The organism is Oceanisphaera submarina (assembly GCF_046521305.1).
GTDB classification, from domain to species: Bacteria; Pseudomonadota; Gammaproteobacteria; order Enterobacterales; family Aeromonadaceae; genus Oceanimonas; species Oceanimonas submarina.
Window position 1 is genome coordinate 51,964 of the sequence record NZ_JBKGFN010000010.1, and the last position, 25,383, is coordinate 77,346.

Genomic DNA, 25,383 nt, shown 5'->3' on the forward strand with positions numbered 1-25,383 from the left:
GTTATTCCTCCACCAAGGTCAGCTGATGCTCCTGCCGAGAGCCGAACTGCCAGGGCATCCGGCTAATCGGTTCATCCCATACCTGGCAACTCTGTACACCATCGAAGCTCCCCAGATCCTCGGCCTGCCCCTGCCATAAATAGGTAACCATGGAACCTAAACCCAACCAGCGCCGATCCTGCTCATAACTGCCTAGTATCGGTGGAAAGCGTTGATCTAGCGCCGATTTAAGATCTGACTCTACCAATAACGGCGCAGTTGGTGCGGCAAGCGGACAGGCTTTTCTGCCCAAATACGGAATAAAAACAGGGCTGGCCAATGCTCTGTTCAGAGCATCCAGCGTCAACTCACTGTCCTGCTGTTGCCATACCGCCACCACCCAGTAGCCATCGCTGCGATAATCCCGGCTGGACAGCACCGTATTCAATTTTTCCTTTGCGATACTCAACTCGTCTTTACGGGTATGAAAGCTTCGCTTTCTATCCTGCGAAGGCACCTGGGCGGTGTGATAATCCCGGGTCAAGCCGCCACATGAATAGGCCTTGATGGCCACTCCCAGGCTGGTTCGTAACATCTCCAGCCGGCTGGTATCCTCGCGCTTGATACCAAGGGCCGCACCAAGCAGCCCCAATACCGCCGAACGGGTAGGAGTCAGTGCCGAAGGTCTGTCTCCGCCCACGGCCGCTTCGCCCCAGCTGGCCATAGGGCCATACAGACGAAAAACCAGATATTGCATAACGCCTCCTCAGTCGGCGACAAACGCCTTGAGCTGCTCAAAACTCCCTTCGCCTTCTACGGCATTCACCGCATAACGCGCATCGGCACAGGCTCCATAAACCTTGTCGAAGTTATCGGCTTGCCGTTGCAGCGCCTGCACGGCATCTTCCGCCTGGTTTTCGCCGACAATCGGCTTGAGGAAAGCCACAGACAAGGAACGAGGCTGCTGATCACCCTTTTCTGCCAGCACGTAAGACGCATATGCACGGGAGGCAAAGCTGTTTTGTTTGCCCTTCGGCGAGACCTTTACTGCCGCCTCCACCAGGGCGGCAATGGCTTTATCTGCCAGCTCAACATCTCCGCCCAGATTGGCGACCAGCAGTTCCTTATCGATGCAGATGTAACTGTAAAACAAGGCAGCCGCAAAAGCGGACTCACCAATATGGGCCGCGCCCAGATCACTGTCGCCCCGGTTAAGATCATCTACCGCCGTAAAGTAGTCTTCCTCTACCGCAACACCATGCACACTGATGGCGTGCGCTACCTGGCAGGCCGCCTCGCAGTTAAACTCGGGAGAGGACGCCAGCATGCGGCCAAACATGGCAATATCCACGGCCTTCACGTTATGACGCAGCAAAGACAACTCTTCTTTTTCCGGCGCCCTGTTTTCTTCGGCCAGAGTATTAACCAAGTTGTTGACCGCCTGCATCTCTTCCGGGCTAATATGAGCAAGCTGCTCAATCTCCAGGCTGTCTTTCTTGTTCTTGCCGAATACACCGGCTATTTCTATTGCCCATGCTTTCGCCTGTTTTTCCGCCACACCCTGCTCACTGAGCGTGTTGAATACTTCGGCTCCCAGCCGCTTGGTGCGGGTGCCAATGTGTTCGCCCAGTGTCTGCTCAAACACATCGGAAATACGCCAATTCCGTTTAAGGCTTTGCGAGCTGACCCTTAATCGCTCGGTGCCGCCCATGCGGGCGGTTTTGGGACGGCCCAGGTCGTCCCGGTTAAGATTGGACGGGGCATAAGAGGTCAGCAGGTGCAGTTGAATAAATTTACTCATGGTGATTCTCCTTGATTAATCTTTGGTTTTTGTCAGGCCTTTCTCGGCGGCCTGGTAGTAATCCATCGCCCAGCGTACGGCAATCTTCTTGTCGGCGCGTAATGGCGCATGACCATAATGTTCATCGAACCAACTCAGGACGCCTTTGGCCAATGACACCACCGGGGTCTGCCCCTTCACCTGCTTGACCAGCCGATGCAATCGCCGATAGAACTCTTCCGGCGTTCTTGCCCCCTGCAACTGCTGAAAGCGCAACTCACTGACTCTGGGCTTGTCGGTATGCGCGTCTATCTTTCCCAGTGAAGCCGCAAAACTGCGGCTGTCATCCTGTAGTCGTACATGGCTCAACACCCCCGCCAGCGTTGCCCAGGCAAGCATCGACCAGCTTCTACGTTGCCGAGCCGATTCCGGTAAACCCAGCCACAGCGCCCTGAAGCCTTGGGTCATCAGTACCGCTTCCGGAGTTTCTGCCCGCTTCAGTTCGGCACGGAATACGGTGGGTGCCGGCCTTATCTTCAAGGCGGTCAATTCCTGCTCGGATAATGTCATGGCTTGCCACCAGCGCATCACTACCGCTTCTCCGGCAAACGCTGATGTAGCCGGTGCGCTTTGTTCAATGTCTGTCATCACGCCTGCTCCCTGATTAAGCTATCGATTCGATAGTCACTTCTGAACTGCCTGATACGCTTGCTGCCCGCCAGCCAACCACTAAGCCGACGCCGCGCCTGCATTTTTTTAGCCATGTCCCTGTCGGGATAGAGGTTGGACAGGACCTGCTCGTCAAACAGTTCCTGCCCCTGAAATGACAGGGCCCGAAGCCAGCGACGGGCAATCTCTGCCGTCAATCTGCCATCGTGCGTATTGAGTAACGACTGCACGGCGATAAAAAATTCGGTCTGGGTTTGCTGCCAGAACTGCAAGTCGATTTGGCTGGTATCGCCCTTGGCATCTGCCGGCTTGTCAAACCAGGCGGCCTTGATCTGGGTTCGGCAATGCCACACCACTTCCTGTGCCAGGCTCTGCAGTGCCTTGATTTCACTGAGCAGGGTATCTCGCAAATCGGCATCCAGACGGATCAGCGGAAATTCACTGTTGTACCAGCCTCTGGCCTTCATATTGTCCATATCAAAACCAAAGGCCCACAGCCTGGGTGCTTCTCCCCAATCAAAATCGAAGAAAGCCGCTTTTTCCCGAACAAAATTCTGTACTACCTTGGCCGGCAGGTTACCTTCGGTCTGATCAACAAAGCTCAGGCTGTGCCACTGCCTGTATTGAATCCCACCGGGCTGCCCCTTGGTTGACAGATAATCCTCGTTCGGTTTTTTGGGATCAAAACGGTAATGAGTCAGTGGATGCTCCCAACTGCCGGCATAGTTATTGCCGTAATTGCTGGTACGGTACTGTCGGCAACGCCGTGAACAAGGTTGCCGACTGAGCTGACAAACACCCTCTTGCTCTTCAAACAACAGTTTTACCCGCCGTGGCATGGCCCAGAACATGGCCAGCGGGTGCACATCATTGGCATAGATTTCACTGCCCTTGGCCTTGCTGATCCGGGTTGGGCCCAGCCAGGGGAACAGCGCTGCGCTCTGATAGTCTGGATCATCGTATTTCCAGGCATCCCGACTCTGAACATTCAGCCACAGTTTTTGCCACAGGCTGGCATCCGCGTCATGGGGCAGCACCAGGGTGGTAAGAGGGCCGCCGCCTCTTAACCCGGTTCTATGTCCCTGGCCGCCGGACGGCGCATTGATTTGCAGGGTAAACAGGGCCAGGGCGGCCATTTCCGGCGACAGCACTTCGGCAATACCGCGCTTAATAAAATGATCCGTGTTCAACTTGAGTCCATTGGCACCGGGCGCTTCGATAAGCAGACCGGACACGGGGCCGGGGCTGACGCCATCCAGTGGATCCCAGTCCTGCATAAAACGCGGCCCATCGCCATCCAGCTCAAAGGCATGCTTGACCAAAGAAAGGCTGGCTGCCAGCGTCTTTTCATCGGGAGCGGACTGGTAGCAGTCATGCCACTGATATTTATCCTCCGGTGCCATCACCGTTTGCAGCAGGCCAATGGCAAACTGGTAGGCAGCCCCATGAAAATCGGCCCGGGGCAAGGCAAAGTCCACCACATCAGGGTCGGCAATGGCGCTGAGCGGCAACCTCCGCTCGCTGCCATCCCTGAAGCGGTAGCTAAGCCAGGGATCGGTTATCAAATTCATCAATTTGATTCCTTGTATTGTTAAAAGAGTAAACAGGGGCAGTAAACTGCCCCTATACCTACTTTTTTACGGGCACTTTTATTGGCCAAGCCTTTTTCCCATACTGTCTTGCATCGAGCAGACGGCCGTCCTTACCTTTGATAAACCGTCGGAAAATGACAACGTAATCGTCTTTATCAGTTTCATCTGCCATAAATATTACTCATGTGGCTTATGAAGCATTTCCACTAACGGCGCTATTGCACCCAACACCGAACCCTAATACCATCTTCGCTGCTACGCTCGGGCGTATTGGAGTGGTACGCTGCTTCAATCACGCCCACCCACTGAAGGCATCGGTATCAGACTCAAGTAAAGCACACTCACCCTATGACATCAACAAAAATAAAAAGCTCTACAGCGGAGCTGTAAAAAATTTAAATCCCCATCTAAAACAAAATCTGGAAATCCCTTAAGTACTCACGTAACCTTCGCATCGTTCTCCGATAGTCGGAGATGAACCACTCTAGAGCGGTGCTGTCATCCCTGCTTGCAACTGTTCCCCGCCTCGGCGGGGATTGACCCCTTCTGAGCCATACCCACTATTGGGTTGTATCCAAACAAGGGATCATGGTCGGGTAACCAGGGCTGGAGAAATTTTGCCGGCGGGTAGCGCTGCACAATGGCTTCAAAGGCCGCCTTCAGGTTGTCGGGCAAGGGTGCCAACTGATCGGCAAAACGTCGTTTGGCGAGCTTCACTATGCTGTTCTGCAGCGCATGGGACTCGCCTTCGGCCCACAACTGCGGCCGCCCTTGCGGATCAAGTTTCAGTACCAGCACCTGAACGGTTTCCCTGTCTGAAAAACGGGTGCTGATCTCGATGTTGTCATCGTGCCAGGCGCGGGTACTGGTCTGGTTATAGCCCTTGTGCCAGTCAATTTTCTGACTCTTCGCCTGCGCTGACTGGCCGCTAAGCTCGCCGAAATAGCAATCCTCTTTCTTTTTGAGTGCATCCGGCATCCACTCATAAGCATGGTCACCGTAAACCGCTTCGATCAGCGTCCTCGCCTCGCCCGGCATGCGAATAGCACCCAATTGCCGTAATACCTGCAACCCCAGCCATAATCGTCCGGGGGAGCGATACACATGTTCGGTATTGGGCAAATGACTGAGTAACCAGTCCGCATCGGGATGCTCCTGCCACTCGGGGGCATGAACGAGTAACATGGGTGCCGGGCGTTCATCTTTTTCTTTATTTATGCGATTGCCTGCCTGATCCCTGATATGTCTGTGTTGGCGGCCTGCTCGCTGAATGAGGTCGTCGATAGGGCAAAGATCGGAGATCATCAGATCGGCGTCCGCATCCAGACTTTCCTGAAACACCTGGGTGGCAATCAGAATTTGTCCTCGCCGCTCTTCCTGACCGCTTTTTTTGCCAAACGTAGCCAACACCCTGTTTTCTATGTCCTTACGATCTTTCAGGGTAAAACGGCTGTGAAACAGGGTCAGAATGTCAGTAGACTCCAGTTGTTCAACCAGTGCCTGATAGGCGCGGATGGCGTCATCGACCGAGTTGCGGATCCATACCACACACTCGCCCCGCTGAGTGGCGGCCAGGATCTGGCTGACACATTCCTGCTCGCTATGAACAAAGCCCACCGCCAACTCACGACTCACGGCCGCCCGACTGTCGACAGATGTTTCTTTCAGTCCCAGCCCAATAGTGACCTGGGTTGCCAGCGGGAAATCATTTTTTTCAGGTAACGATATCGTTTCCAAACCGGCGGCCTCCTGCCAAATGCGACATAATCGCTCCCGCTGCCGTTGTGCCAGCGTTGCGGTCAGCAGAATGGCACTTCCCCCCTGACGCAAATGGACCCGAAGCAAGTCATCAAGCAGCTCAAACATGAAACTGTCTGCCGCATGCACTTCATCAAAAATCAGGATCTTTCGGTGTAGTCCCAACAAGCGAAGAGGTTGATGCTTACGAGGCAGTACCGCCATCAGCGCCTGATCGATGGTGCCAACCCCCACCGCCGCCAATAGCGCCTTTTTACGAGAGTCCGCCAACCACTGATTGCAATACAAGCTGGCCGTCTCTTCACCGTCGGTATAGGCGGAGTCCGTTTTTACCGCTGCTGTCAGGGCTTCGCTAAAATGGTCATTCATTTCCCTGGCACCATGTGCCAGCACTATGCTCGGGATACTGCCATCCACCGACAGCATCTGCCGATAATGTTCCGCCACCCGGGCAAACATGGCATTTGAAGTGGCCATGGTCGGCAGTCCGAAATAAAAACCACCGGCTTCTCCCTGCTGTAAAAGACGGTGAGTCAACGCCAGGGCGGCTTCCGTTTTCCCCGCTCCGGTCACATCTTCAAGAATGAACAACTGTGGCCCCGATGTCAGAGGCACCGACTCCGCCCAGGTCTGCAACGGGGTGGGCTCAAAACCAAAATGCTCCTGCACCGATAAAAATGGTTGAACCTTTACCGGTTTGATTAACTCTGTGGCTGCAAGCGCGCGTAGCGCTTTTTCTTTGGCTTGCGGCCAATACTCGGCCAGCGTCATGCCACCAGTTTGATATTCAAAAAATGTCGTATCAGAACCTATCCAATCGCTTAAAATGGCGATACCGGACAAATGCCAGCTGACCTGACGCAAGCGAGCCAACCATTCCTTGTCGACCAGCTTTTGTTCAGGCCATGCAACATTGATTAACCCTGCACAATCGCGGATAAATTCACAGGCCGCATCCACATCCGATTCGTGACAATAATCTTTCATCATTTTCGGCTGGCTGCCCCAGTCGATGGGATAGCCATGGTGGCCAAACACCACATCCAGCAAGACATTCAGGCTATCAAGAGCCGGGGTAACCTGACCGATGTCGACTTGGCTCAGTCCGATGTCTGCTCCGTTAAGCCGCCGCCCTCGGCTGGCCATTAACCAAAAAAAATATCCCAACCGGTCATGACGGGCCTGGCGGCTGTCGTAACCAGCCCTAGGTTGATTGCGGATGAGTCGATTATTGGTAAACTCCGCCAAGTTCTGGAATGCAGAGGCGAATTTACCCAGATCATGCAGCATTAACGAAAAGGTGAATATTTTCCGCAACTGACCGGGAGCAATATCCAGAAACTCGGCCAGATTACGGGTCAAGGGATTGTCTTCGTCCAGTAAGAACCAACCCACCGCTGCCACATCCAGGCAGTGATAGGGTAATAGGTGATAATCTGCTCCCTTCTGGCCATTATCCTTGCACGCCTTCCCCCAATAACGGAAATAACTGGCACTCATACGACTTACTCCTTTTTCTTATTCTGCATTTACTCTCCCCTTTTTTCTTAGCCTCGCCAACACTGTGCAAATAAACATGTCGCCTCAGGTGACAGGTTGCCGGGGGCTCAGCCAAACATCCATTCTTTAACCTCGCCGTAATTGGCCAGGATCAATTGCTGGGCGGCAGGGTTGCCGTCGAGCATCTTTACGTTGACCTGCATTTCCTGCAGCAGATAATTGGCCAGGGCGGCGCGGGTGTTCAGCCGTAGCTCGCCGTTTTGCATGCCGTAGTCAAGGGCCAGCGCCTCTTGCTGCTCGGGAGTAAGTCGGGGATCAGGCGTAAGGATCAAGGTGAGCTCGGTATGCCAGCCCTCGTCTGCGGGCAATGGTGTCAGCGGCGCTCCTTCCAGAATGGCTTCGCCACGAAAACGACTGAGCACAAGGTCTCTATAGCCCTGTGCTTTTTCACACCAGGCGCGCAGGTGCCAGCGTCGACTGATATTGACGAAGGCGGTAGGAACGATAATGCGGCCACTGCGATCGGGGCGAGACACGGCCACGTAGTCTACTTCTACCCGTTGCTGTCGGCGCAGTGCCTGTACCAGTGGCCGGATGATATGAGGGCTGACGTTGCGGGGCGGATGAGAAAGCATCAGGTAAGGTAGCCTGCAATCCGCCGTTTCGGGCATGGCATGGGCGCTCTGGCCGGACATCCAGTTAAGATATTGAGCTACGTCACCGGAAATAAACGCAGGAGTAAATTGCTCGGCTGGCAAATAACCCTTGGAGGAGGCGCAATATTCCAGGTTACCCGGATATTGCTGCAGATACTGGTTGATATCCTTGCTGGCCTGTTGTCGGCTCAAGCCAAAAAACTGTCGTAAATGATTGCTGGTCAGCCGCCCTTCCCAATAGCTCACCAGCTCAATCAGCCAGTAACGGCGATGGAGTTCGGTTTTTATCATGACATCCGTGCTTTTCATTTTTAGCCATTAAAGGCATTTGGCCGGAGAATAACAAGGAATATTGTTCACGAATGGAACCGACGCCATAAATATAAAAAAACCCCGGCAAGCCGGGGTTAAAACCAAACTACAGGGTTATTGCAATCGGTTAACGCTGTTCGCGCAGGCTCTGGATGCGTTTTTCCAGCGGAGGATGGCTCATGAACAGTTCGCTGTGACGCTTACCGTTGATACCAAAGGCGGCCAGCGAGCCTTCCAGCTCGACCTCGGGGCCGCGACGCAGGCGTTCCAGGGCGGCAATCATCTTCTCTTTGCCGGCCAGGCGGGCACCACCTTCGTCGGCGCGGTACTCACGCTGACGACTGAACCACATCACTATGATGGAGGCCAGGATGCCGAACACCAGTTCCAGCACCATCACGATGGCAAAGTAGGCCAGGCCACCCATACCGCCGCCTTCTTCCTCTTCATTGTTGCTGAAGAAGCCGCTGATGATATTGGCCACGATACGGGCAAAGAACATCACGAAGGTATTCACCACGCCCTGGATCAGGGTCAGGGTCACCATGTCGCCGTTGGCAACGTGGCTCACTTCGTGGGCCAGTACCGCTTCGGCTTCGTCCCGGCTCATGCTGTACATCAGGCCGGTGCTCACCGCCACCAGGGCGTTGTTACGGCTGGCACCGGTGGCAAAGGCGTTCATGTCCGGCGAGTCGTACACCCCCACTTCCGGCATACCGATGCCGGCCTGCTGGGCCTGGCGGGTAACCGTAGTCATCAGCCAGTGCTCCATTTCGTTGCGGGGCTGTTCAATCACCTGCACGTTATAGGTACGCTTTGCCATCCATTTGGAGATGAGCAGCGATATGGTCGAACCACCAAAACCGAACACGGCGCAGAACACCAAAAGACCACCGACGCTGCTGCGATCGATGCCCAGCATCGAAAACACTATGTTCAACACCACGCCCAGCACCAGCACCACGGCCAGGTTGGTGGCAATAAACAACAGAATGCGTTTCATAACTTTCCTTACTTCAACGAGTCTGCAGACATAATATGTCCGAGCGGGCGAAATTCAAGATGATCATGATGAATTATTTCAGCAAAGGTGCAATATCTATAAAGTTGTTGGCACTTTCCATGCCCTCTTCACCCAGCCAGGGGATTTCGCCCAGCAAGGGTGCCTTGATACGCTGCTTGAGGGTAGCGGCGTTTTCTTCATAATGGCTCATCTCGGGATCGACCCGGTTCAGCACCCAGCCGGCCACCACCAGGCCGTCGTGACGAATCGCGTCCAGTGTCAGCAAGGCGTGATTGATACAGCCCAGACGTGCACCCACCACCAGGATCACCGGCAGGTGTTCTTTCTTCACCCAATCGGACAGCAAATGCTGTTCGTCCAGTGGCAAACGCCAGCCGCCGGCACCTTCGGTAAAAATCCAGTCGACGGCGGTTTCCTTCAGCCGGGCCAAGCCCTCGCCAATATGATGAATGCTGATCGCCTCATTGGCCTGAGCCGCGGCGATATGAGGGGCGATGGCCGGAGCAAAGGCGTAAGGGTTGTGCATTTTATAGGGCAGAGAGATGGACGATGCCGCCTGCAGGGCCAGGGCATCGCTGTTTTGCAGCTCGCCGTCCACCAGTTCGCAGCCGGAGGCCACCGGCTTGTAGCCCAGCACTTTCTTGCCCGCCTCGGCGGCGGCCTGCATCAGTGCCCGGGTCACAAAGGTCTTACCCACTTCGGTGTCGGTGCCGGTAATGAAAAATGTTTTAGCCATAGATGACTCCATACGCCAGCCGATAGGTGGCCACACTGTGGCCCTGATTGTTTTTAGGATAGATGAGATTCAGTCGCTGCCAGGCTTGCTTGCCGAGCAAACCTGGTCGTCGGTCACCGTTCACCCGATTGGCACCGATGCCCTTGAGATCGAGCAGTAAATCCTTCAACTGCGGGTAACAGAGCTGCTCCGTCACCTGCTCCCACTGCCAGCGACGGCCGGTCGCCGTTAATTGTTGTTCCAGCGTGTCGGGCGCGATAAAACGGTTGATGTGAGCATGGCCGTCCAGCTGCCGCCAGCTGCTTTCCAGCTCGTGCAGGCTGCCCGCCAGCAGGGTGGAAAATACCAGCACGCCGCCGGGTTTGAGACGGTCACTCCAGCCCTTGAGCCAGGCGGCCGGGTCGGCACTCCACTGCAGGCAGAGATTGGCGAAAATCCAGTCCAGGCTCTGTTCCGGCAGCGGCATGGTGTCCATGTCGGCGCAGATGGGCTCTATGTCGGCTTTTTGTGTCGCCTGTTGTAGCATGTCTGGCGACAGATCCAGCGCCAGCAGTTGCTCCGCCCGCTGTTTGAGCCGTGGCGCAAACCAGCCGCTGCCACAGCCCAGATCCAGCCCGGTGTCGGCCCAGTCCGGCAGTTTAGTCAGCAGGGCGTTGCCACTGCGTCGCTGCAGCTCGTTGTGCTGCTCGTAGCTATGGGCGGCGCGACCGAAGGCCGCGGCCACCTTGTGTTTGTCGACCTGTTGCATCAGGCGGGTTTCTCCGGTGTTGATGTTCCCTGCGGGCAGTTGTAAGCCATAAGCTGTCAGCTTGTAGGCCCCGATTTATCGGGGCAGCGAAGCCAAATGTTGGACGGTTTTCCCGAATAAATTCGGGCCTACAACGACCGGTGCAGGATTTCGATCAGGCGCTGCACGTCTTCCCTGGTGTGGGCGGCGCTCAGGGTAATGCGCAGCCGGGCCGAACCTGGTGGCACAGTAGGTGGGCGAATGGCGCCAACCCAGCAGCCATGCTCGCGCAGATGGGCTGCCAGCGCCAGGGTTCGGCGCTCGTCACCGACAATCAGCGGCTGAATGGCGGTGGCTGAGGGCAACAGCTCGAACGGCAGAGAAGCAACACCTTCACGGAATTGCCGTACCCGCTCTCGCAACTGCTCCCGCTTGTCGCCTGCCTTCTGTACCAGCCGCACCGCCGCCAGAATGGCTGCAGCCTGCGGCGGCGGCAGATGGGTGCTGTACACATAGCTGCGGGCGTGATTGTGCAGATACTCAATCAATGCCCGGCTACCGCCGATAAAGGCGCCACTCACCCCCAACGCCTTGCCGAAGGTACCCATGGTGATCTGTACCTTTTCTGCCGCTACACCCTGCTCGCTCAGGGTACCCCGGCCCTGGTTACCCAACACGCCCAGACCGTGGGCATCGTCGATCATCAGCCAGTTGCCGCTTTGCTCGGCCAATTGCGTCAGCCCGTGCCAGTCACCCTGATCGCCGTCCATGCTGAACACCCCTTCGGACACGATAAGCCCGGACTCGGGTTTGAGCTTCGCCGCCAGGACGGCCATGTTGTTATGGGCGAAGCGTTGCATACGGGCCGGGCTGAGTGCGCCCGCCTCCTGCAGCGAGGCGTGGTTGAGTCGGTCTTGCCACAACCAGTGTTCTTTGCCGAGCAATGCCTTTATCACCGCCTGATTGGCGGAAAAACCGGAGCTGAACAGCAGTACAGCCTCCAACCCCAGCCAGTCGGCCAGTTCGTTTTCAAGCGTCCTATGTATGGCCTGATGCCCCACCACCAGCGGCGAGGCCACGGCGCCCACGCCAAACTCGCGGGCGGCGGCATCGGCGGCGGCCCTGAGTTCGGCCGCCTGGCTCAAGCCCAGATAATCGTTACCGGCAAAATTGAGGTAGCCTTTGCCGTCGGCCCACAGCCGCCGCCCCTCGACCCGCTCAATCACCGGCAGGCTGCGTTTCAGGCCCGCCGCTTCACGTTCGCTCAGGCTCAGATTAAAAGGCATGATGTTCTCTCTGTTAACAAAACCACAATACCGATGTCTGGCTCATCGGTAAGCGCCGTGTTGACTGGCGCAAACCCACCGGCGGTGCGGTGTCTGATGATCCGGCAGCTGCAGCGCCGACTACCACACAACAGCTCCCGTGAAGACCAGGGGGAGAAGTGATATGGCGGCGCTGGCTGCTTACCGCTTCCGGCTGATGACTTAACGCATTGTTTTAAGCTTCGTAATACAGCGGCTTGGGTTCGTTTTGGGCGGCGAGTTGTTCATGCAGCTCGATTTCGGTCATCTCGTCCGGCTTCTGACTGGCACCACTGGGCCGCACACCGAGCCGCTTGAACAGCTGCATGTCGCTGTTTTCATCCGGGTTGGGGGTGGTCAGTAGTTTGCAGCCGTAGAAGATGGAGTTGGCGCCGGCCATAAAGCACATGGCCTGCATCTGATCGTTCATCTTCTCGCGGCCGGCAGACAACCGTACATGGCTTTGCGGCATCAAGATCCGGGCCACCGCGATGGTACGGATGAAGTCGAAGTCGTCCAGATCTTCCTGGTTTTCCATCGGGGTGCCCTTCACCTTCACCAGCATGTTGATGGGCACGCTTTCGGGCTGGCGCGGCAGGTTGGCCAGCGCCAGCAGCAGGCCGGCCCTGTCTTCCGGGCTTTCGCCCAGGCCGACGATGCCGCCGGAGCACACCTTCATGCCGGCGTTACGCACGTTTTCCAGGGTGTTAAGCCGGTCGGCATAGGTACGGGTGGTAATGATGTCGCCGTAATATTCCGGGCTGGTATCCAGGTTATGGTTGTAATAATCCAGCCCGGCACCGGCCAAACGGTCGGCCTGATCATCGCTGAGCATGCCGAGGGTCATGCAGGTTTCCAGCCCCAGAGACTTCACTTCCTGCACCATTTGCACCAGATAGGGCATGTCCCGCTCTTTGGGATTACGCCAGGCGGCGCCCATGCAGAAACGACTGGAGCCGTTGGCCTTGGCTTCTTTGGCTCGCTCCAGCACCTTTTCCATTTCCATCAACCGCTCTACTTCCAGCCCTGTGCTGTAGCGGGCACTTTGCGGGCAGTATTTGCAGTCTTCCGGACAGGCGCCGGTCTTGATGGACAACAGGGTACTGACCTGAACTTCATTGGGATCGAAGTTGGCGCGATGCACCTGCTGGGCTTCAAACAGCAGATCGAAGAAAGGGCGTTCAAATAATGCGAGCACCTGCTCACGGGTCCAGTTTTGACGGCTCATGCGGGGCCTTTATCCTTGATATTCAGAGGTGTTTTTCTTGGCTAGTGTAAGCACCGATGCTAGCCTGTCAACCAACAAGAAGGACAAAGGTTTACATTAGGTCGATTTATGAGCAATGAAGTTATAAACAGAGAAGTTATGAGCAATCAGGAATTCGATCTGCATCACCTCTGGCACCCCTATACCTCGCTCACCCAGCCCCTGCCCTGTTACCGGGTAGAGCGCGCCGATGGCGTTTATCTGCAACTGGCCGACGGCCGCCGGCTTGTCGACGGTATGTCGTCCTGGTGGGCCTGTCTGCACGGCTACAATGTGCCCGAGCTAAACCGGGCGGCCACCACTCAGTTGGAGAAAATGTCGCACGTGATGTTCGGCGGCCTGACCCACGATCCGGCAGTCAACCTGTGCCGGGCGCTGACGCAGGTGCTACCCAAGGGGCTGGATCGGTTTTTTCTGGCAGACTCGGGCTCGGTGTCGGTAGAAGTGGCACTGAAAATGGCCATTCAGTACTGGCACGGCCGCGGTCGACCCAAGACCCGCTTCGTGACCCTGAACAAGGGCTACCACGGCGATACCTTCGGTGCCATGAGCGTATGCGACCCCAAGGGCGGCATGCACAGCCTGTACAAGGGTTTTCTGCCCGAGCACCTGTTTATCGACAGCCCCAAGAGCCGTTTCGATGGCGACTGGAACCCACAGGACTTGCAACCGCTGGAACTGATACTGGAGCAACGCCATCACGAGTTGGCGGCACTGATCCTGGAGCCGATAGTGCAGGGTGCCGGCGGCATGTGTTTTTATCATCCGGAATATCTGAAAGGTGCTCGGGCGCTGTGCGACCGGTATGATGTTTTGCTGATCGTGGATGAAATTGCCACCGGCTTCGGCCGTACCGGCAAGCTGTTTGCCTGCGAATGGGCCGGCATAACGCCCGATATCATGTGCATAGGCAAGGCGCTGACCGGCGGCTACATGACCATGGCCGCCACCATAACCACCCAGGCCGTCGCCGACACCATCTGCAACGGCCCCGCCGGGGTATTGATGCACGGCCCCACCTTCATGGCCAACCCACTGGCCTGTGCGGTGGCCGGAGCCAGCCTGGAGTTATTGCTGGAATCACCCTGGCAAGCCCGTATTGAGGCCATTGAAGCACAGCTCAAGCGCGAGCTGGCCCCGGTACAAAAGCTGCCCCGGGTGGCCGATGTACGGGTGCTGGGCGGCATAGGGGTGATTGAGCTGGATGAGCCGCTGAACGTGGCCGAGGTACAGCAGAAACTGGTAAGCCAAGGGGTGTGGATACGGCCCTTCGGCAAGCTGCTGTATGTGATGCCGCCCTACATAATACAACCGGACGAACTGAGCCGGCTCACCCGGGCCATGCTGATGATTTGCGAGTAATAACACCTCACATTAAACAATCGAGCTAGGCGATATCTTATAACTGATGCGGATGCTGGGGCTGGTTTGCCTTTATCGTCACCTTCACGAAGGCGGGGGTCCAGTACCTTTGCAGGCGGCCCGCAGTCTGACCGCTCTGCGCCACCCGTCCTGGACTCCCGCCGTCGCGGGAATGACAAGAAAGGGTATGCGGAATGACGACAGAACCATGCCTGTTATACCGCATGACGAGTACGGCCTTCGGACGACTCGATGTTCAAAAAAAGGCAGCAGAGACGCCCTCGTTGAACGATACCACCCGGTTACGGCCCTGCTCCTTGGCCTGATACAGGGCGATATCGGCTCTTTTGATCAGGGCATCCAGGTTGGTATCTTCAGAGATAAGCATCGTCAGGCCAACCGATACGGTAAAGCTGATTTGCTCCCCCGTTGGCAAGGGAATAGCCAGTTCTTTCAGCTGGCGGCGCAAACGCTCTGCCACCTCTATCGCCTGGCTCTGCGTAATTTCCGGCAACAACACAATAAACTCTTCACCGCCGAAACGGGCCAAGACATCCAGATCTCTCAGACTGCCCTGCACCGAATTCGCCAGCGCCTTAAGCACCAAGTCGCCACCATCATGGCCATGAGCGTCGTTGATTTGCTTGAAATGGTCCGCATCAATCATCAACAACGCCAGTGAATGACGATAACGCAAGGCACGCTGAAGCTCTGTTTCGCCACGCTCGTAAAAATAATGGCGATTGCCGACCCCGGTCAGCTCATCGGTATTCGCCAGTTGCTCCAGCTTTTTCTCCAGCTTGATGCGATCGGTAATGTCAAACATGCTGGTACGGGCAATGGCGAAATGCCCTTTCTGATCTTTGAGTGACGTCGCCGAGGTGGATACATAGAAGGTGGAGCCATCCTGGCACTGCATTTCCAGCACTATGTTTTCTATTTCCAGCTCGGTTTTCAGCGCATTGAAAAAAAGCTCAAACCGCTGCTGGCTCTCCGGGGTCAAAAAACGGACAAAAGGCTGGCCCATTACTGCTTCCCGGGCATAGCCCAGCCAGTTCAGCTCGGTCTGATTGATACGAATAAAGTGACCTTGAGCATCGAGACTGTGATAACCGCAGGGCGCATACTCGTAAAGATCGCTCAATTCGGCATTGATACGCCGATGATAACGACGCCGAGCGGCTTTTTGCTCAGATGCTACCGCCATCAGCAGCGCGACTCCTGCCATCAGCAGCAGCAACAAAATCAGCAAAGACTGCCCCAGAGTCTGGTACAGAAACGACTGAGCCCTGATGACATCGCGGGGCAGAAAAATCACCAGTTTCCAGGCCGTGTTGTTTATCGAGCCCGGTGATGGCTGCAGCTTCTTATCGGTCAGAAACTCCGGCAGGATTTTTTTGGAAAAGTCGAGCGGGGCAATACTCTGAAAACGGAAAAAGCCTTTCGGCTTTTCCAGCACACCACCGTCCTGCGCCGATATTTCCGGCCAGGCATCCGGATACAGGCTGGAGAAAATATGTTCTGGGCGATCCAGATCGGCTCCCCATTCGTTGCTGCGCTGGTGATTGCTCAGCCAGTAACCTTTGGCGTCAATCAGCATGCCCTGCTGACTCAGCCGACGAGACATCTGCTGACGAAACCGGGCCAGCATGTCTGCGGCCATGTAGTTCATCACCAGCACACCGGCCCTGTTGCCCTTGTCATCCAGCAACGGCGTGGCAAAACGCAGCACGGGCTTATAGGGCTCCTCAATCACGCCCTGCTCCATATTCAGATCCATGCGCGATACAAATACCTGTTCCACTGGCAGCCTTCTGGCTTTTTGGAAGTAATAACGGTGGGATTTATCCTGCAGCTTGTCCGTTGGTACCACCCGGGCTTCGCCCTGCGTCAGGTTGACCCGTATCAGCTCGTGGCCGGAATTATCAAGCACGCGGATCTGATCGAAGCGATTGTAAGTACCGGAGATATTTTCAAACAGCCGCTCCAGGCGAACACGCTTGTCCGGATCGCCAGTGCTCAGGTATTCCTTCAGCGCCGCCGAGTTTTTCAGCAAATCCAGTAAATGCAGTTGTTCATACATCTCTTTCTGAATCATCTGGGTGGCGGCGACCACCGAGGTTTCCTCATTGGCCAGCATGCGCTGCTGCAACACTTTTTCGTACTGCAGGTAAATCGGCGCGCCCACCGCCAGCAAAACTCCGACAAACAGCAGAAAAAGCAGGATAAAACGCTTCAAAACCAATGGATTCGTTAATAAAGAAGAAAGGCTTTCGACTTGATTTTCCGATGCAGGATCCGACTGTGGAGATGAGATTTGATCTGTCATGAGGTGAGTTTTGAACCTTACAGTAACCACAATACAATCTGTGGAAAAAGTAGAGCGCCGAGCATAACACAAGGCGTAATACAACTGTCGACTCGAAATGTTAAGGCACAGAGCCTGTTCAGCGTTTGCTCACCACCGACATGGTTCTGGCCTGGTTCAGGTTGGCCACCGCCCTGGGGTAATAACGGGGCGAGGCATCGATGGCGCGCTGAAACAGGCCGACGGCCTCTTCACTAGCTCCTTCCATCAACGCTATGTAGCCCAAATCGTTAAGCGCTTCGGCCTGGGTACCGTTCTTGCGCAAGGCAGCCAGGGCTTCTGACTTTCGCCCCCAACGATAATACATCAACCCTAGGTTGCTCCAGGCACGCCGGTATTCCGGGTCCTGATTTACCGCCCGGGTCAGCGCCCGCTCGGCCTGGGGGTACTCTCCTTCGAGGTAATAGGAAAAACCCAGGTTGGTGTGCAGCATGGCCAGGCCTGGCTGTATTTTCAAGGCACACTGGTAATACTGCCGGGCCTGCTCACCCTGTTCCCGAATATCCGACAACAGCCCCAGACCATTATAACTGCGCCAGGGTGACTGATTGTCGATTACACACTCGGCCGGAGCCGCCGAGGCAGCATTGAGCCGAGCCCGATCGGCAGATATCACCTCTTGCAGCAGGGTGTCGGCTTCCTGATGACGCTTCATGTCTACCAATAACAAGGCCAGCGATTCTTTCAGTTCCGGGCGTTTGCTGTCGCTGGCCATGGCGAGCCGATAGGCCTCTTCGGCCTGGCTGTTGTGGTTCCGCTGCTGTTCCAGCCGGGCAATATTGAGGTAAATGTCCGCCTTGTCGAACGACTTGAACTCCAATGCCTGACGATAGGCATAAATCATGGCATCCTGGTTGCCCGAGGTCTGCGACTGGGCAATCAGCATGCTGGCCTCGGTCGCATTGGTGGGTTTGATGGCCCCGGCACCGGGGGTTTTGATATCGGATAATCCGTCATGGTGCGGATTGGTACTGGCACAGCCGCTCAACAGCAGCATCGTTACTAGCGCAAGGGCTTTATTATTCATTATCAGATCCTTAAACCAGTCCATGGTCGCAGAAAGAGAAATACTCTTCCAAGGCTAGCCGCCCCTACCGGGTTCGGCCAGCCTGTTTATACTGTCACTTGCCAGACTAATCAGACAGCAATTACATATTGCCGAATACCTTGAGCACCTTGAGTAAGGCCGGGCCTATCGCCACGATAAAAAAGGACGGCCAAATGAAAAATACCAACGGAAAAATCATCTTGGTGCCGATTTTGGCCGCCATTTCTTCCGCCTCCTGCTTACGCTTGATGCGGTATTCACCGGCATAGGTACGCAGGGTTTCGGCAATGCTGGTACCCAGCTGAATGGACTGGTTGATGGCCACGTTCAGGCTGCTGAAATCTTCCAGCCCGGTACGTAAAATGAATTCGTCGAACGCCTGTTTCAGGCTGACCCCGGCTCGCAGCTTGGCGGAAATCAGCCCCAGCTCTTCGGCCAGCTCTTCATGACTGAGGCTTATCTCTTTAGACACCCGTTGCAGCGCCGCCTTAAAGCCCATGCCCGCCTCGGTACAGACCACCAGCAGATCCAGCGCATCGGGCATCGCCAGTTTCATTTGTGTCATACGATGATTGGCAAACCGCTCCAGCACAAAAACGGGTAACACATAAGCCACATAGGCCACCGCCACCAGCAGTAACAGAATAATATTGTAGGACAAAGAGGTGCTGGTCAGCATGATGGCAAGTGCAACCAATACCGACAGCATCAACACCAGCAAGCGGATACCGATGAATATCCGGTAGGCCGAGTTTTTCTGAAAGCCCGCGTGTACCAGCAGGGTACGAATGCGGTGACCACTAAAGGTACCGGTGCCGCCTTGTTTGGCCAGTACCAGTCGCTGCTCCAGGCTGTCCTGCTGTTCTTCCTCTACCTGCTGCTGCATGTGATTCAGCCGCCGACGGTAGGGATTGGCAATGCCCCCTGCCACCATCGCCAGGCCCCAGAACAGGGTCATGGCCGACAGCGCCACCCCGCCTATCAGCAACCACTGACGCATCCGGGGATCGGTCAGGCTTGCGTTAAACAACTCTGTCAGCTCTGCCATGTTACACCTCAATCTTGATAATGCGGCTGATCCACCAGACACCCAGCGTCATGGCGATGCCACCGTAAATCAGCAGCCGATGCCCGTCCTTGCTATTCAACAGCTCCGCGACATAACCAGGGGTAGTCACATACATGATCGCAAAGAGCGCGAAGGGGGTCAGTACCAGCACCCAACCCGACATTCGTCCTTCGGCGGACAGAGTTCGCAGTTGGCGGTTGAACTTGAAGCGATCACGAATAATGGTGGCCAGCTTGTCGATATTCTCCACCAGGTTACCGCCGGTTTCCCGCTGTACCTGCACCGCGCTTATCAGCGCCATGTTGGACACGCTGGGCACCCGCTCCAACAGGCCGGTCATGGCCTTGCGTATATCCTTGCGGTAGTTGATGTCGGCAAAGACCAGCGCAAATTCACGCCCCAGCGGATTAGGCATCTGCTCGCTGATAAGCTTGATGGTATCGGCAAAGGAATAACCCGCCTGCAGACCCCGTTTCATGATGTCCAGCGCCTCGGGCAGTTGCTGTTCGTATAATGCCAGCCGCTGATAATAATTACGTTTCAGCTTGATGTGCACCACGACGGACGGCAGTACCAGCGCCAGCAGCACCAGCAACCAGCTGTGCCATAGCCACCAGCTGAGAGCCGCCAGCACCAGGCTCACCAGCGCCGTCAGAAACACCAGCTGATAGGCATAAAGCCGCGAGCCGGCCAGCTCCAGGGCAAAGGCCACCCGCTCCAGCTGTGGTGAGGTCTCCAGCCGGCGTAACAGCGGCGAAAGCGCGTCCAGCCGCTTGGTACGATAGATGGATACCTGCTGTTGTTCCCGGTTTTCCGCCTCCATCGCCTCAAGTCGCCGCTTGAGCAGGGCGGAACGATTCAGCCGGGGCTGGGTGACCGGCACAAACATGGCCAGGCTCAAAAACACCACCGCCAGTCCCACCAGCGCTAGAAAGATAAGGGTATTGCTGCTCATAAGACCTCCCGCTAGAAAATGCCCTGGTGCAGCTCGTCGTCACCGAAGAGGCTGCGCGGTAACACCATGCCCCGGCGGGCCAGGCGATCGTAGAAGTTGGGCATAACACCGGTGGGGCGATGGCGACCCTGCACGTTGCCTTCGGCGTCGATACCGGTGCGCTCGAAGGTGAAAATCTCCGACATTGTGATGGTTTCGCCTTCCATGCCGTGCACCTCCTGCATGCTGACCATGCGCCGTTTGCCGTCCTCCTGCCGTTCCAGCTGAATAATCAGATCCAGTGCAGAGGCCACCTGGGCTCGGATGTTCTTCACCGGCATGTCGAAGCCGGTCATGGATACCATGTTTTCGAGCCTCCCCAGGGCGTCACGCGGGGTGTTGGCGTGAATGGTGGTGAGAGAGCCCTCGTGGCCGGTGTTCATGGCAGTGAGCATGTCGAAGGCCTCGGCGCCGCGCACCTCCCCTACCACTATGCGGTCTGGCCGCATCCGCAGGGTGTTTTTAACCAGGTCGCGCATGGCTATCTCCCCCCGCCCTTCTATGTTGGCGGGCCGGCTTTCCAGCTGTACCACATGGGGCTGCTGCAATTGCAGCTCGGCGGAGTCTTCCACCGTGATGATGCGCTGGTTGGCCGGAATAAAGCCGGACAGTATGTTGAGGAAGGTGGTTTTACCGGTACCGGTCCCCCCGGAGATCAAAATGTTGAGCTTGCCCTTGACCACCGCCTCCATCACCTGGGCGATGGCCGGGGTGATGGTACCAAAGTCAATCAAGGTATCTACCGCCAGCTTTTCGACCGTAAAGCGACGAATGGACAGCACAGGGCCGTTCAGCGCCAGCGGCGGTATGATGGCGTTTACCCGGGAGCCGTCTTTCAGACGGGCATCCACCATGGGTGACAGTTCGTCGATGCGGCGGCCCACGCTGGACACGATACGCTCTATCACCCCCATCAGGTGATCGTCGTCGGTAAAGGTGAGCGGCACCCGCTCTATGCGGCCCCGGCGTTCCACATAGATGTTTTTGGCGCCATTGACCATGATGTCCGCAATCCCCGGATCGGCCAGCAAGGGTTCGAGCGGGCCATGCCCCAGTATTTCGTCAAGCAACTGGCGCACGATTTTATGACGGGAGTCCACCGTCAGCGGCGTGGGCGAGTCTTGCATTATCTGAAAGCACAGGCGCTCAATCTGTTCGCTGGCCTGCTCGCGGGAAATGGTTTGCAGCATGGGCAAGTCCAGCATATCCATCAGCTTGCCATGCAGACGATGTTTGTAGGCTTCTTCATCCGTGTTGAGAATATAATCTTCCAGGTTCATCCTTGACCCCCATGTTTTCTCAGTGCTAATTAAATCAGCTATTCAGTACCGACCGAGTCAGTTATTCAGTGCCGGCCAAACCACCTTTTAAGCAATCCGGGCCTGGTGGCTTGTTCTTCATCCTGCGGCGTAATTTCATCGGCGATGTCGTCAAACACTCTGACCAGTTTGTGTTTTTTTTCTATTTCCACCACCAGCTTGCCCAGATCGGTACAATTTTCCGCCATGGTAAAATCATTGAGCAGAGTAAGAATATGAGTGACTTCCGTGGTCTGTTCTATTTTCTTTAAAGATAGGTCCTTTCTCTTGTCGTAACGGTTTATCAGTAAAATAATCCGGGTTTTCGGTATGCCCAGCTCGTGTCGGAGCCGCTTCAGCAGATACAGGGTCTCGCGCAGGGCGGACAACGACTGCTGCATTACCACCAGCACATGGTCGGCGCATTCCAGCATGGGCAGGTTCCAGTTTTCGGGCCCGCGGGACAAGTCCACCACCACCTGTTGATACTGGCTGCGCAGCAGGTACATCAACTGAGCACAGTGTTTTGCCGTAGGCTGATAATGGTCGTTGAACGAGGCCGGCAAAGAGGGCAACACATCCAGTCGCTCCCGCGCCGGGCTGACCATGCCCGCCAGCGCCATGGCATCCATTTCCGTGGCTCTTTCCATGCCGCCGGCCAGACTGCCCTGCTTGTCGTGCACATTCAGATAATCCGCCAGCGAGCCATAATGCAGGTTGGCATCTACCAGCAGTGTCTTGTCGTCGTCATGGTGCCGGCCAAGCGCGTAACCCAGATTGGCACAAATAAAGCTGGCACCGGAGCCGGGCTTGCCGTTTACCACCACGGTCACCGGCGCCAGCGAGGCACTGGCCGCCTGTTTGTCGGCCACCCGGACCAAGGCCGACCACAGCTCCGCCGGCTGATAGTCGAAGGGCAAGAAGTCGACCGCCCCCAGCCGCATGGCTCGGCGCATCAGCGCCGTATTGCCCGGATCGCCCACCACTATTAATGGCGGCGTCGCCATTTGCCTGCGCTCCAGTTCATCAAACACGATGGAGATCATGGAATTATCCACCAGCAGCAATAGCTGACGCCCCGCCTTGGGCGCCGCATCCTGCTCGGATAATCGCCGCAGCTGCAGCTGGCTGGACTGGAGCTGACTCTGCAACTCTGGCCATAAACGACCGTCCGGATCCATCACGCTGATTTGCAACGGACAGGCCAGCGGCGTGTGAGGTGATAAGGCGCTTTCCAGCTCTACAATTTTGGCGTCTGTCATAAATCACTCCACATCAGGGAAAACAGGGAATGTCACCACTTGTCGTCCGTCCCAAACTTTCGGCTCTCAAGGTAGTGGTAAAATCCGGTGACTGAATAGCCAGGTTTGTCGGCAGAGGCAAAACAGGCTGAAAGGTATAATTATCAATACTGGCCTGAACATAGCGTATATCGTTCAGATTGCTTTGAGGGTTGCTGACCGCTACCATACCGTCCGTCAGGTATCTGATATTTATGTTAGTCCCGTTGAAACTACCCATAGCGATATCCAACCTTGCTGCAATATCGTTAGCTACGGTCTGTCGTTCATCCGGCATACAGACAGCCGCCATTCTGGCTGCCTGACGAGACGACTCACTCAGCATGGACCAGTTATATATCAACCGCCCAAGCTCCATAACAGCAAACAGCACAAGAAAAACAACTCCGGATACAATAGAGAACTCTACCGTAGTCGTTCCTCTCTGCTTTATTATTATCTTTTCAGATGTAATGCTCATCAGTTAGTCATCATCCTTGAAGTAATACTGGTTTTCAGAGGGAAAGACAGATCAATTTCATTACCAAAAAAAGTGTTAAATTTATCACCAAAGACCGGCTGCCAATCGTAATTCGCATCTATCAGTATGTAAACATAGGAGCTTCCTGCAGGAATTTTCTTATAGCTTATTGATATATTTGATGTATTAAAACCAGGAAGAATAGCATTAGTGCCGGAAGTGTCATTACCGTAGATGATAAGCTTTTTTATTTTATCCTCCATCATGGGTCGTTCTAAATCATCATTATGCCAATTTTCCGGACCAAGGTGATGAGTACCTGCTCTTACCGCCTTGGTCATAATATGATACTGATAAATCATTCGGCCAAACTCGCCAATAGAAAGCATTAACAATAACACAAGAGGTAGTACTATCGTTGCTTCTACAATGGCAATACCTTGCTGGGAAGAGGGTCTTCTGATGCTCTTCATCATGAGTCTCCACTATCGGTATCATCATACAGTACTATTTTCTCAGAGCCCCCGCCGTAGAAACCACTATTATTTGGACCACATTCTATTTTTTCTGCCACTACATATTGTGTTTTACCTTTAGCACCATTATGAGAGGTAACCTGCTGATTCAGAAAAAAACAGCTAACACCAAGCACTTCGTAATCACATTGCCCCGTGCAAGGAGTTTTATTGAGAGCGTTATTGCAGTCGGCAACCGGCACACTGACTATTCTTCTTTCATCATCACAAGCATCCCCATTATTTTTTGAATTATTGACATAGTCTTTGTATTTTTCAAGACTATCATAATTGGCTCCAATATCTGGGGACAGAATCAGACTACCAGAATCGTCTTCATCTATAGAGGAAAAATCATCCTTATCAAAAACAACACCATTCGTTTTATTGTCACCATCTACCAAGTGGCTTGGTAACTTGCAATCCGGATAATATGCAGACCCTGCATTTTCACCCGGCATTTGCGTTGGCTTATATTTCTTCATATCGCCATCAAATATATTAAACCGAGTATTTATCCCACTCTCAGATGGCCCCACCTTATTACCAGGAAGAGTAGTGATCGTATCACCTACACCGACTAAAGAATTTTCAAACAATTTACCTGAAAGTGCATCTTTATAAAGGCTACCACCACCTCCGTTTGGATCGGAGGTACAGCTTGTATCAGGATCATTGGCATAGCATTTGAAATTAAGCCCCAAAAAATTACCGGGCCCAATGGGGTTAGCTCCCTGAGCCGCTCTTTTTATTACGATAATATCCCCGGTATCGCCAGATCCATCCCGCTTGGCTGTAGTAAAACCAAAATTTCCCGAATCAATCTCACTTTCACTCGTATCTTCAGCGCACATCAACAGCGGTATGATTTGATCTTTTGTTTTATCGGCTGCGGCTGCCGCTACTGCAGAAGCTCTTACCTGCCAGGTATCCACAAATAGCTGTGACAAAAACTGATCTACGGGCACCGTATTAAGACTAACCCGTATTGCTTTGGCAGAAGAGTCCGTTGTCGGGCTGAAAGGCACTGGGTCGATGGAAAACTCCACATCCAATACTGATGCTAGGTTATCCAGATCGACATTTACCTGTTTAAAGCCCGGGCCGGTAAGAATAGCTCTTAATGTGTCTTCCACCGCATCCCGGGCCTTGTCGTGAGTACTTTCAGCTTTATCAGTCAGATTTAGTGTCTTGGCACCACTCAGTGCCGCCGAATCCACCGCATCCTGCACCCGAGTCTTGTTCAGTAGTAAATAGCCCCCATCCAGGGCCAGGGCGGTAAAGCCGAGCAGCGTAAAGAGCGCTATCGTCACCAGGACGAGCACGGCGCCTTTCTGTTGCTTGCGGTGCGATAACGATTTCATGCTGTTTCTCCTGCTTGTTATCGCCGAAAATTACTCGCCGAAGTTGAGGGTGACCTGGGTTTTGCCCTCGCTGGGGGCTTCTGCCCCTTTCACATACTTGTCGTACAGCGATACACCGTATTCGCCATTCAGGGTAAGGGCGGCAATTTTGCCGTCGTTACGCATACCGGCATCCGGGTCCATAATCTGCAGCTCGTCCAGCTCCTGAAAATCGTCCCCCATGGCAAAGTCATAATATCGTTCGCTTGCACAGCCGGTAACAGCCCCGGTAGCCAGCATTATCAGTAGTATCCGTTTCAT

At 54.9% G+C, this 25,383-nt stretch carries 22 protein-coding genes; 1 reads left to right on the forward strand and 21 read right to left on the reverse strand.

Features of this window, described 5'->3' with window-relative positions:
• Position 1: 1 nt before the first annotated feature.
• The 11 genes from cas5e to bioB form a co-directional block, all read right to left on the reverse strand.
• Complete coding sequence (cas5e, locus tag ACLEIV_RS10910; protein WP_410456673.1) at positions 2–736, reverse strand: type I-E CRISPR-associated protein Cas5/CasD; 735 nt, start codon at positions 734–736, stop codon at positions 2–4.
• Between the two features lie 9 nt (positions 737–745).
• Positions 746–1,780, reverse strand: a complete 1,035-nt coding sequence (gene cas7e, locus ACLEIV_RS10915) for a type I-E CRISPR-associated protein Cas7/Cse4/CasC (protein ID WP_410456674.1) — start codon at positions 1,778–1,780, stop codon at positions 746–748.
• A 15-nt stretch (positions 1,781–1,795) separates the two neighbouring features.
• Positions 1,796–2,407, reverse strand: a complete 612-nt coding sequence (gene casB, locus ACLEIV_RS10920; protein WP_410456768.1) for a type I-E CRISPR-associated protein Cse2/CasB — start codon at positions 2,405–2,407, stop codon at positions 1,796–1,798.
• Positions 2,407–3,999 carry a type I-E CRISPR-associated protein Cse1/CasA gene (gene casA / locus ACLEIV_RS10925; protein ID WP_410456675.1) on the reverse strand — a complete coding sequence of 531 codons (1,593 nt, stop codon included), beginning with the start codon at positions 3,997–3,999 and terminating at the stop codon, positions 2,407–2,409. Before casA ends, casB begins: the two co-directional genes overlap by 1 nt.
• A gap of 519 nt (positions 4,000–4,518) precedes the next feature.
• Complete coding sequence (cas3, locus tag ACLEIV_RS10930) at positions 4,519–7,278, reverse strand: CRISPR-associated helicase Cas3' (protein ID WP_410456676.1); 2,760 nt, start codon at positions 7,276–7,278, stop codon at positions 4,519–4,521.
• A 107-nt stretch (positions 7,279–7,385) separates the two neighbouring features.
• Positions 7,386–8,225: a BrxR family helix-turn-helix transcriptional regulator gene (locus tag ACLEIV_RS10935; protein WP_410456677.1), complete on the reverse strand. Its 840-nt coding sequence runs from the start codon at positions 8,223–8,225 to the stop codon at positions 7,386–7,388.
• 148 nt (positions 8,226–8,373) lie between these two features.
• Entirely contained in the window at positions 8,374–9,249 is an 876-nt protein-coding gene (gene htpX / locus ACLEIV_RS10940; protein WP_410456678.1) for a protease HtpX, read from the reverse strand.
• Between the two features lie 73 nt (positions 9,250–9,322).
• The gene (bioD, locus tag ACLEIV_RS10945) at positions 9,323–10,006 is read right to left on the reverse strand and encodes a dethiobiotin synthase (RefSeq protein WP_410456679.1); all 684 of its coding nucleotides are present in this window, start codon (positions 10,004–10,006) and stop codon (positions 9,323–9,325) included.
• The gene (gene bioC, locus ACLEIV_RS10950; protein WP_410456680.1) at positions 9,999–10,754 is read right to left on the reverse strand and encodes a malonyl-ACP O-methyltransferase BioC; all 756 of its coding nucleotides are present in this window, start codon (positions 10,752–10,754) and stop codon (positions 9,999–10,001) included. The genes bioD and bioC overlap by 8 nt, the downstream gene beginning before the upstream one ends.
• Before the next feature lie 128 nt (positions 10,755–10,882).
• Complete coding sequence (gene bioF / locus ACLEIV_RS10955; RefSeq protein ID WP_410456681.1) at positions 10,883–12,019, reverse strand: 8-amino-7-oxononanoate synthase; 1,137 nt, start codon at positions 12,017–12,019, stop codon at positions 10,883–10,885.
• Positions 12,020–12,233: 214 nt separating this feature from the next.
• Positions 12,234–13,265: a biotin synthase BioB gene (gene bioB, locus ACLEIV_RS10960; protein WP_410456682.1), complete on the reverse strand. Its 1,032-nt coding sequence runs from the start codon at positions 13,263–13,265 to the stop codon at positions 12,234–12,236.
• A gap of 138 nt (positions 13,266–13,403) precedes the next feature.
• Between bioB and bioA the strand changes: the two genes are divergently transcribed.
• Complete coding sequence (gene bioA, locus ACLEIV_RS10965) at positions 13,404–14,666, forward strand: adenosylmethionine--8-amino-7-oxononanoate transaminase (RefSeq protein WP_410456683.1); 1,263 nt, start codon at positions 13,404–13,406, stop codon at positions 14,664–14,666.
• A 256-nt stretch (positions 14,667–14,922) separates the two neighbouring features.
• Here the strand turns inward: bioA and ACLEIV_RS10970 are convergent, their stop codons facing one another.
• The 10 genes from ACLEIV_RS10970 to ACLEIV_RS11015 all read right to left on the reverse strand — a co-directional run bounded on the left by ACLEIV_RS10970 (position 14,923) and on the right by ACLEIV_RS11015 (position 25,383).
• A complete protein-coding gene (locus tag ACLEIV_RS10970) occupies positions 14,923–16,905 on the reverse strand; it encodes a sensor domain-containing diguanylate cyclase (protein ID WP_410456684.1) in 1,983 nt (660 codons plus the stop codon).
• 208 nt (positions 16,906–17,113) lie between these two features.
• Complete coding sequence (locus ACLEIV_RS10975; protein WP_410456685.1) at positions 17,114–18,061, reverse strand: tetratricopeptide repeat protein; 948 nt, start codon at positions 18,059–18,061, stop codon at positions 17,114–17,116.
• A 121-nt stretch (positions 18,062–18,182) separates the two neighbouring features.
• Positions 18,183–19,130, reverse strand: a complete 948-nt coding sequence (locus tag ACLEIV_RS10980) for a type II secretion system F family protein (RefSeq protein WP_410456686.1) — start codon at positions 19,128–19,130, stop codon at positions 18,183–18,185.
• A gap of 1 nt (position 19,131) precedes the next feature.
• Positions 19,132–20,106, reverse strand: a complete 975-nt coding sequence (locus tag ACLEIV_RS10985) for a type II secretion system F family protein (protein WP_410456687.1) — start codon at positions 20,104–20,106, stop codon at positions 19,132–19,134.
• Positions 20,107–20,117: 11 nt separating this feature from the next.
• The gene (locus tag ACLEIV_RS10990) at positions 20,118–21,425 is read right to left on the reverse strand and encodes a TadA family conjugal transfer-associated ATPase (protein WP_410456688.1); all 1,308 of its coding nucleotides are present in this window, start codon (positions 21,423–21,425) and stop codon (positions 20,118–20,120) included.
• A 65-nt stretch (positions 21,426–21,490) separates the two neighbouring features.
• Entirely contained in the window at positions 21,491–22,705 is a 1,215-nt protein-coding gene (locus ACLEIV_RS10995) for a CpaE/TadZ family protein (protein ID WP_410456689.1), read from the reverse strand.
• Between the two features lie 13 nt (positions 22,706–22,718).
• Positions 22,719–23,204, reverse strand: coding sequence for a TadE/TadG family type IV pilus assembly protein (locus ACLEIV_RS11000; protein WP_410456690.1), 486 nt, complete (start codon positions 23,202–23,204; stop codon positions 22,719–22,721).
• Positions 23,204–23,680: a TadE/TadG family type IV pilus assembly protein gene (locus ACLEIV_RS11005; protein ID WP_410456691.1), complete on the reverse strand. Its 477-nt coding sequence runs from the start codon at positions 23,678–23,680 to the stop codon at positions 23,204–23,206. Before ACLEIV_RS11005 ends, ACLEIV_RS11000 begins: the two co-directional genes overlap by 1 nt.
• Positions 23,677–25,083, reverse strand: coding sequence for a pilus assembly protein TadG-related protein (locus ACLEIV_RS11010; RefSeq protein WP_410456692.1), 1,407 nt, complete (start codon positions 25,081–25,083; stop codon positions 23,677–23,679). Before ACLEIV_RS11010 ends, ACLEIV_RS11005 begins: the two co-directional genes overlap by 4 nt.
• A gap of 30 nt (positions 25,084–25,113) precedes the next feature.
• Positions 25,114–25,383 (reverse strand): addiction module component, encoded by a 270-nt coding sequence (locus tag ACLEIV_RS11015; RefSeq protein WP_410456693.1) that lies wholly within the window; start codon positions 25,381–25,383, stop codon positions 25,114–25,116.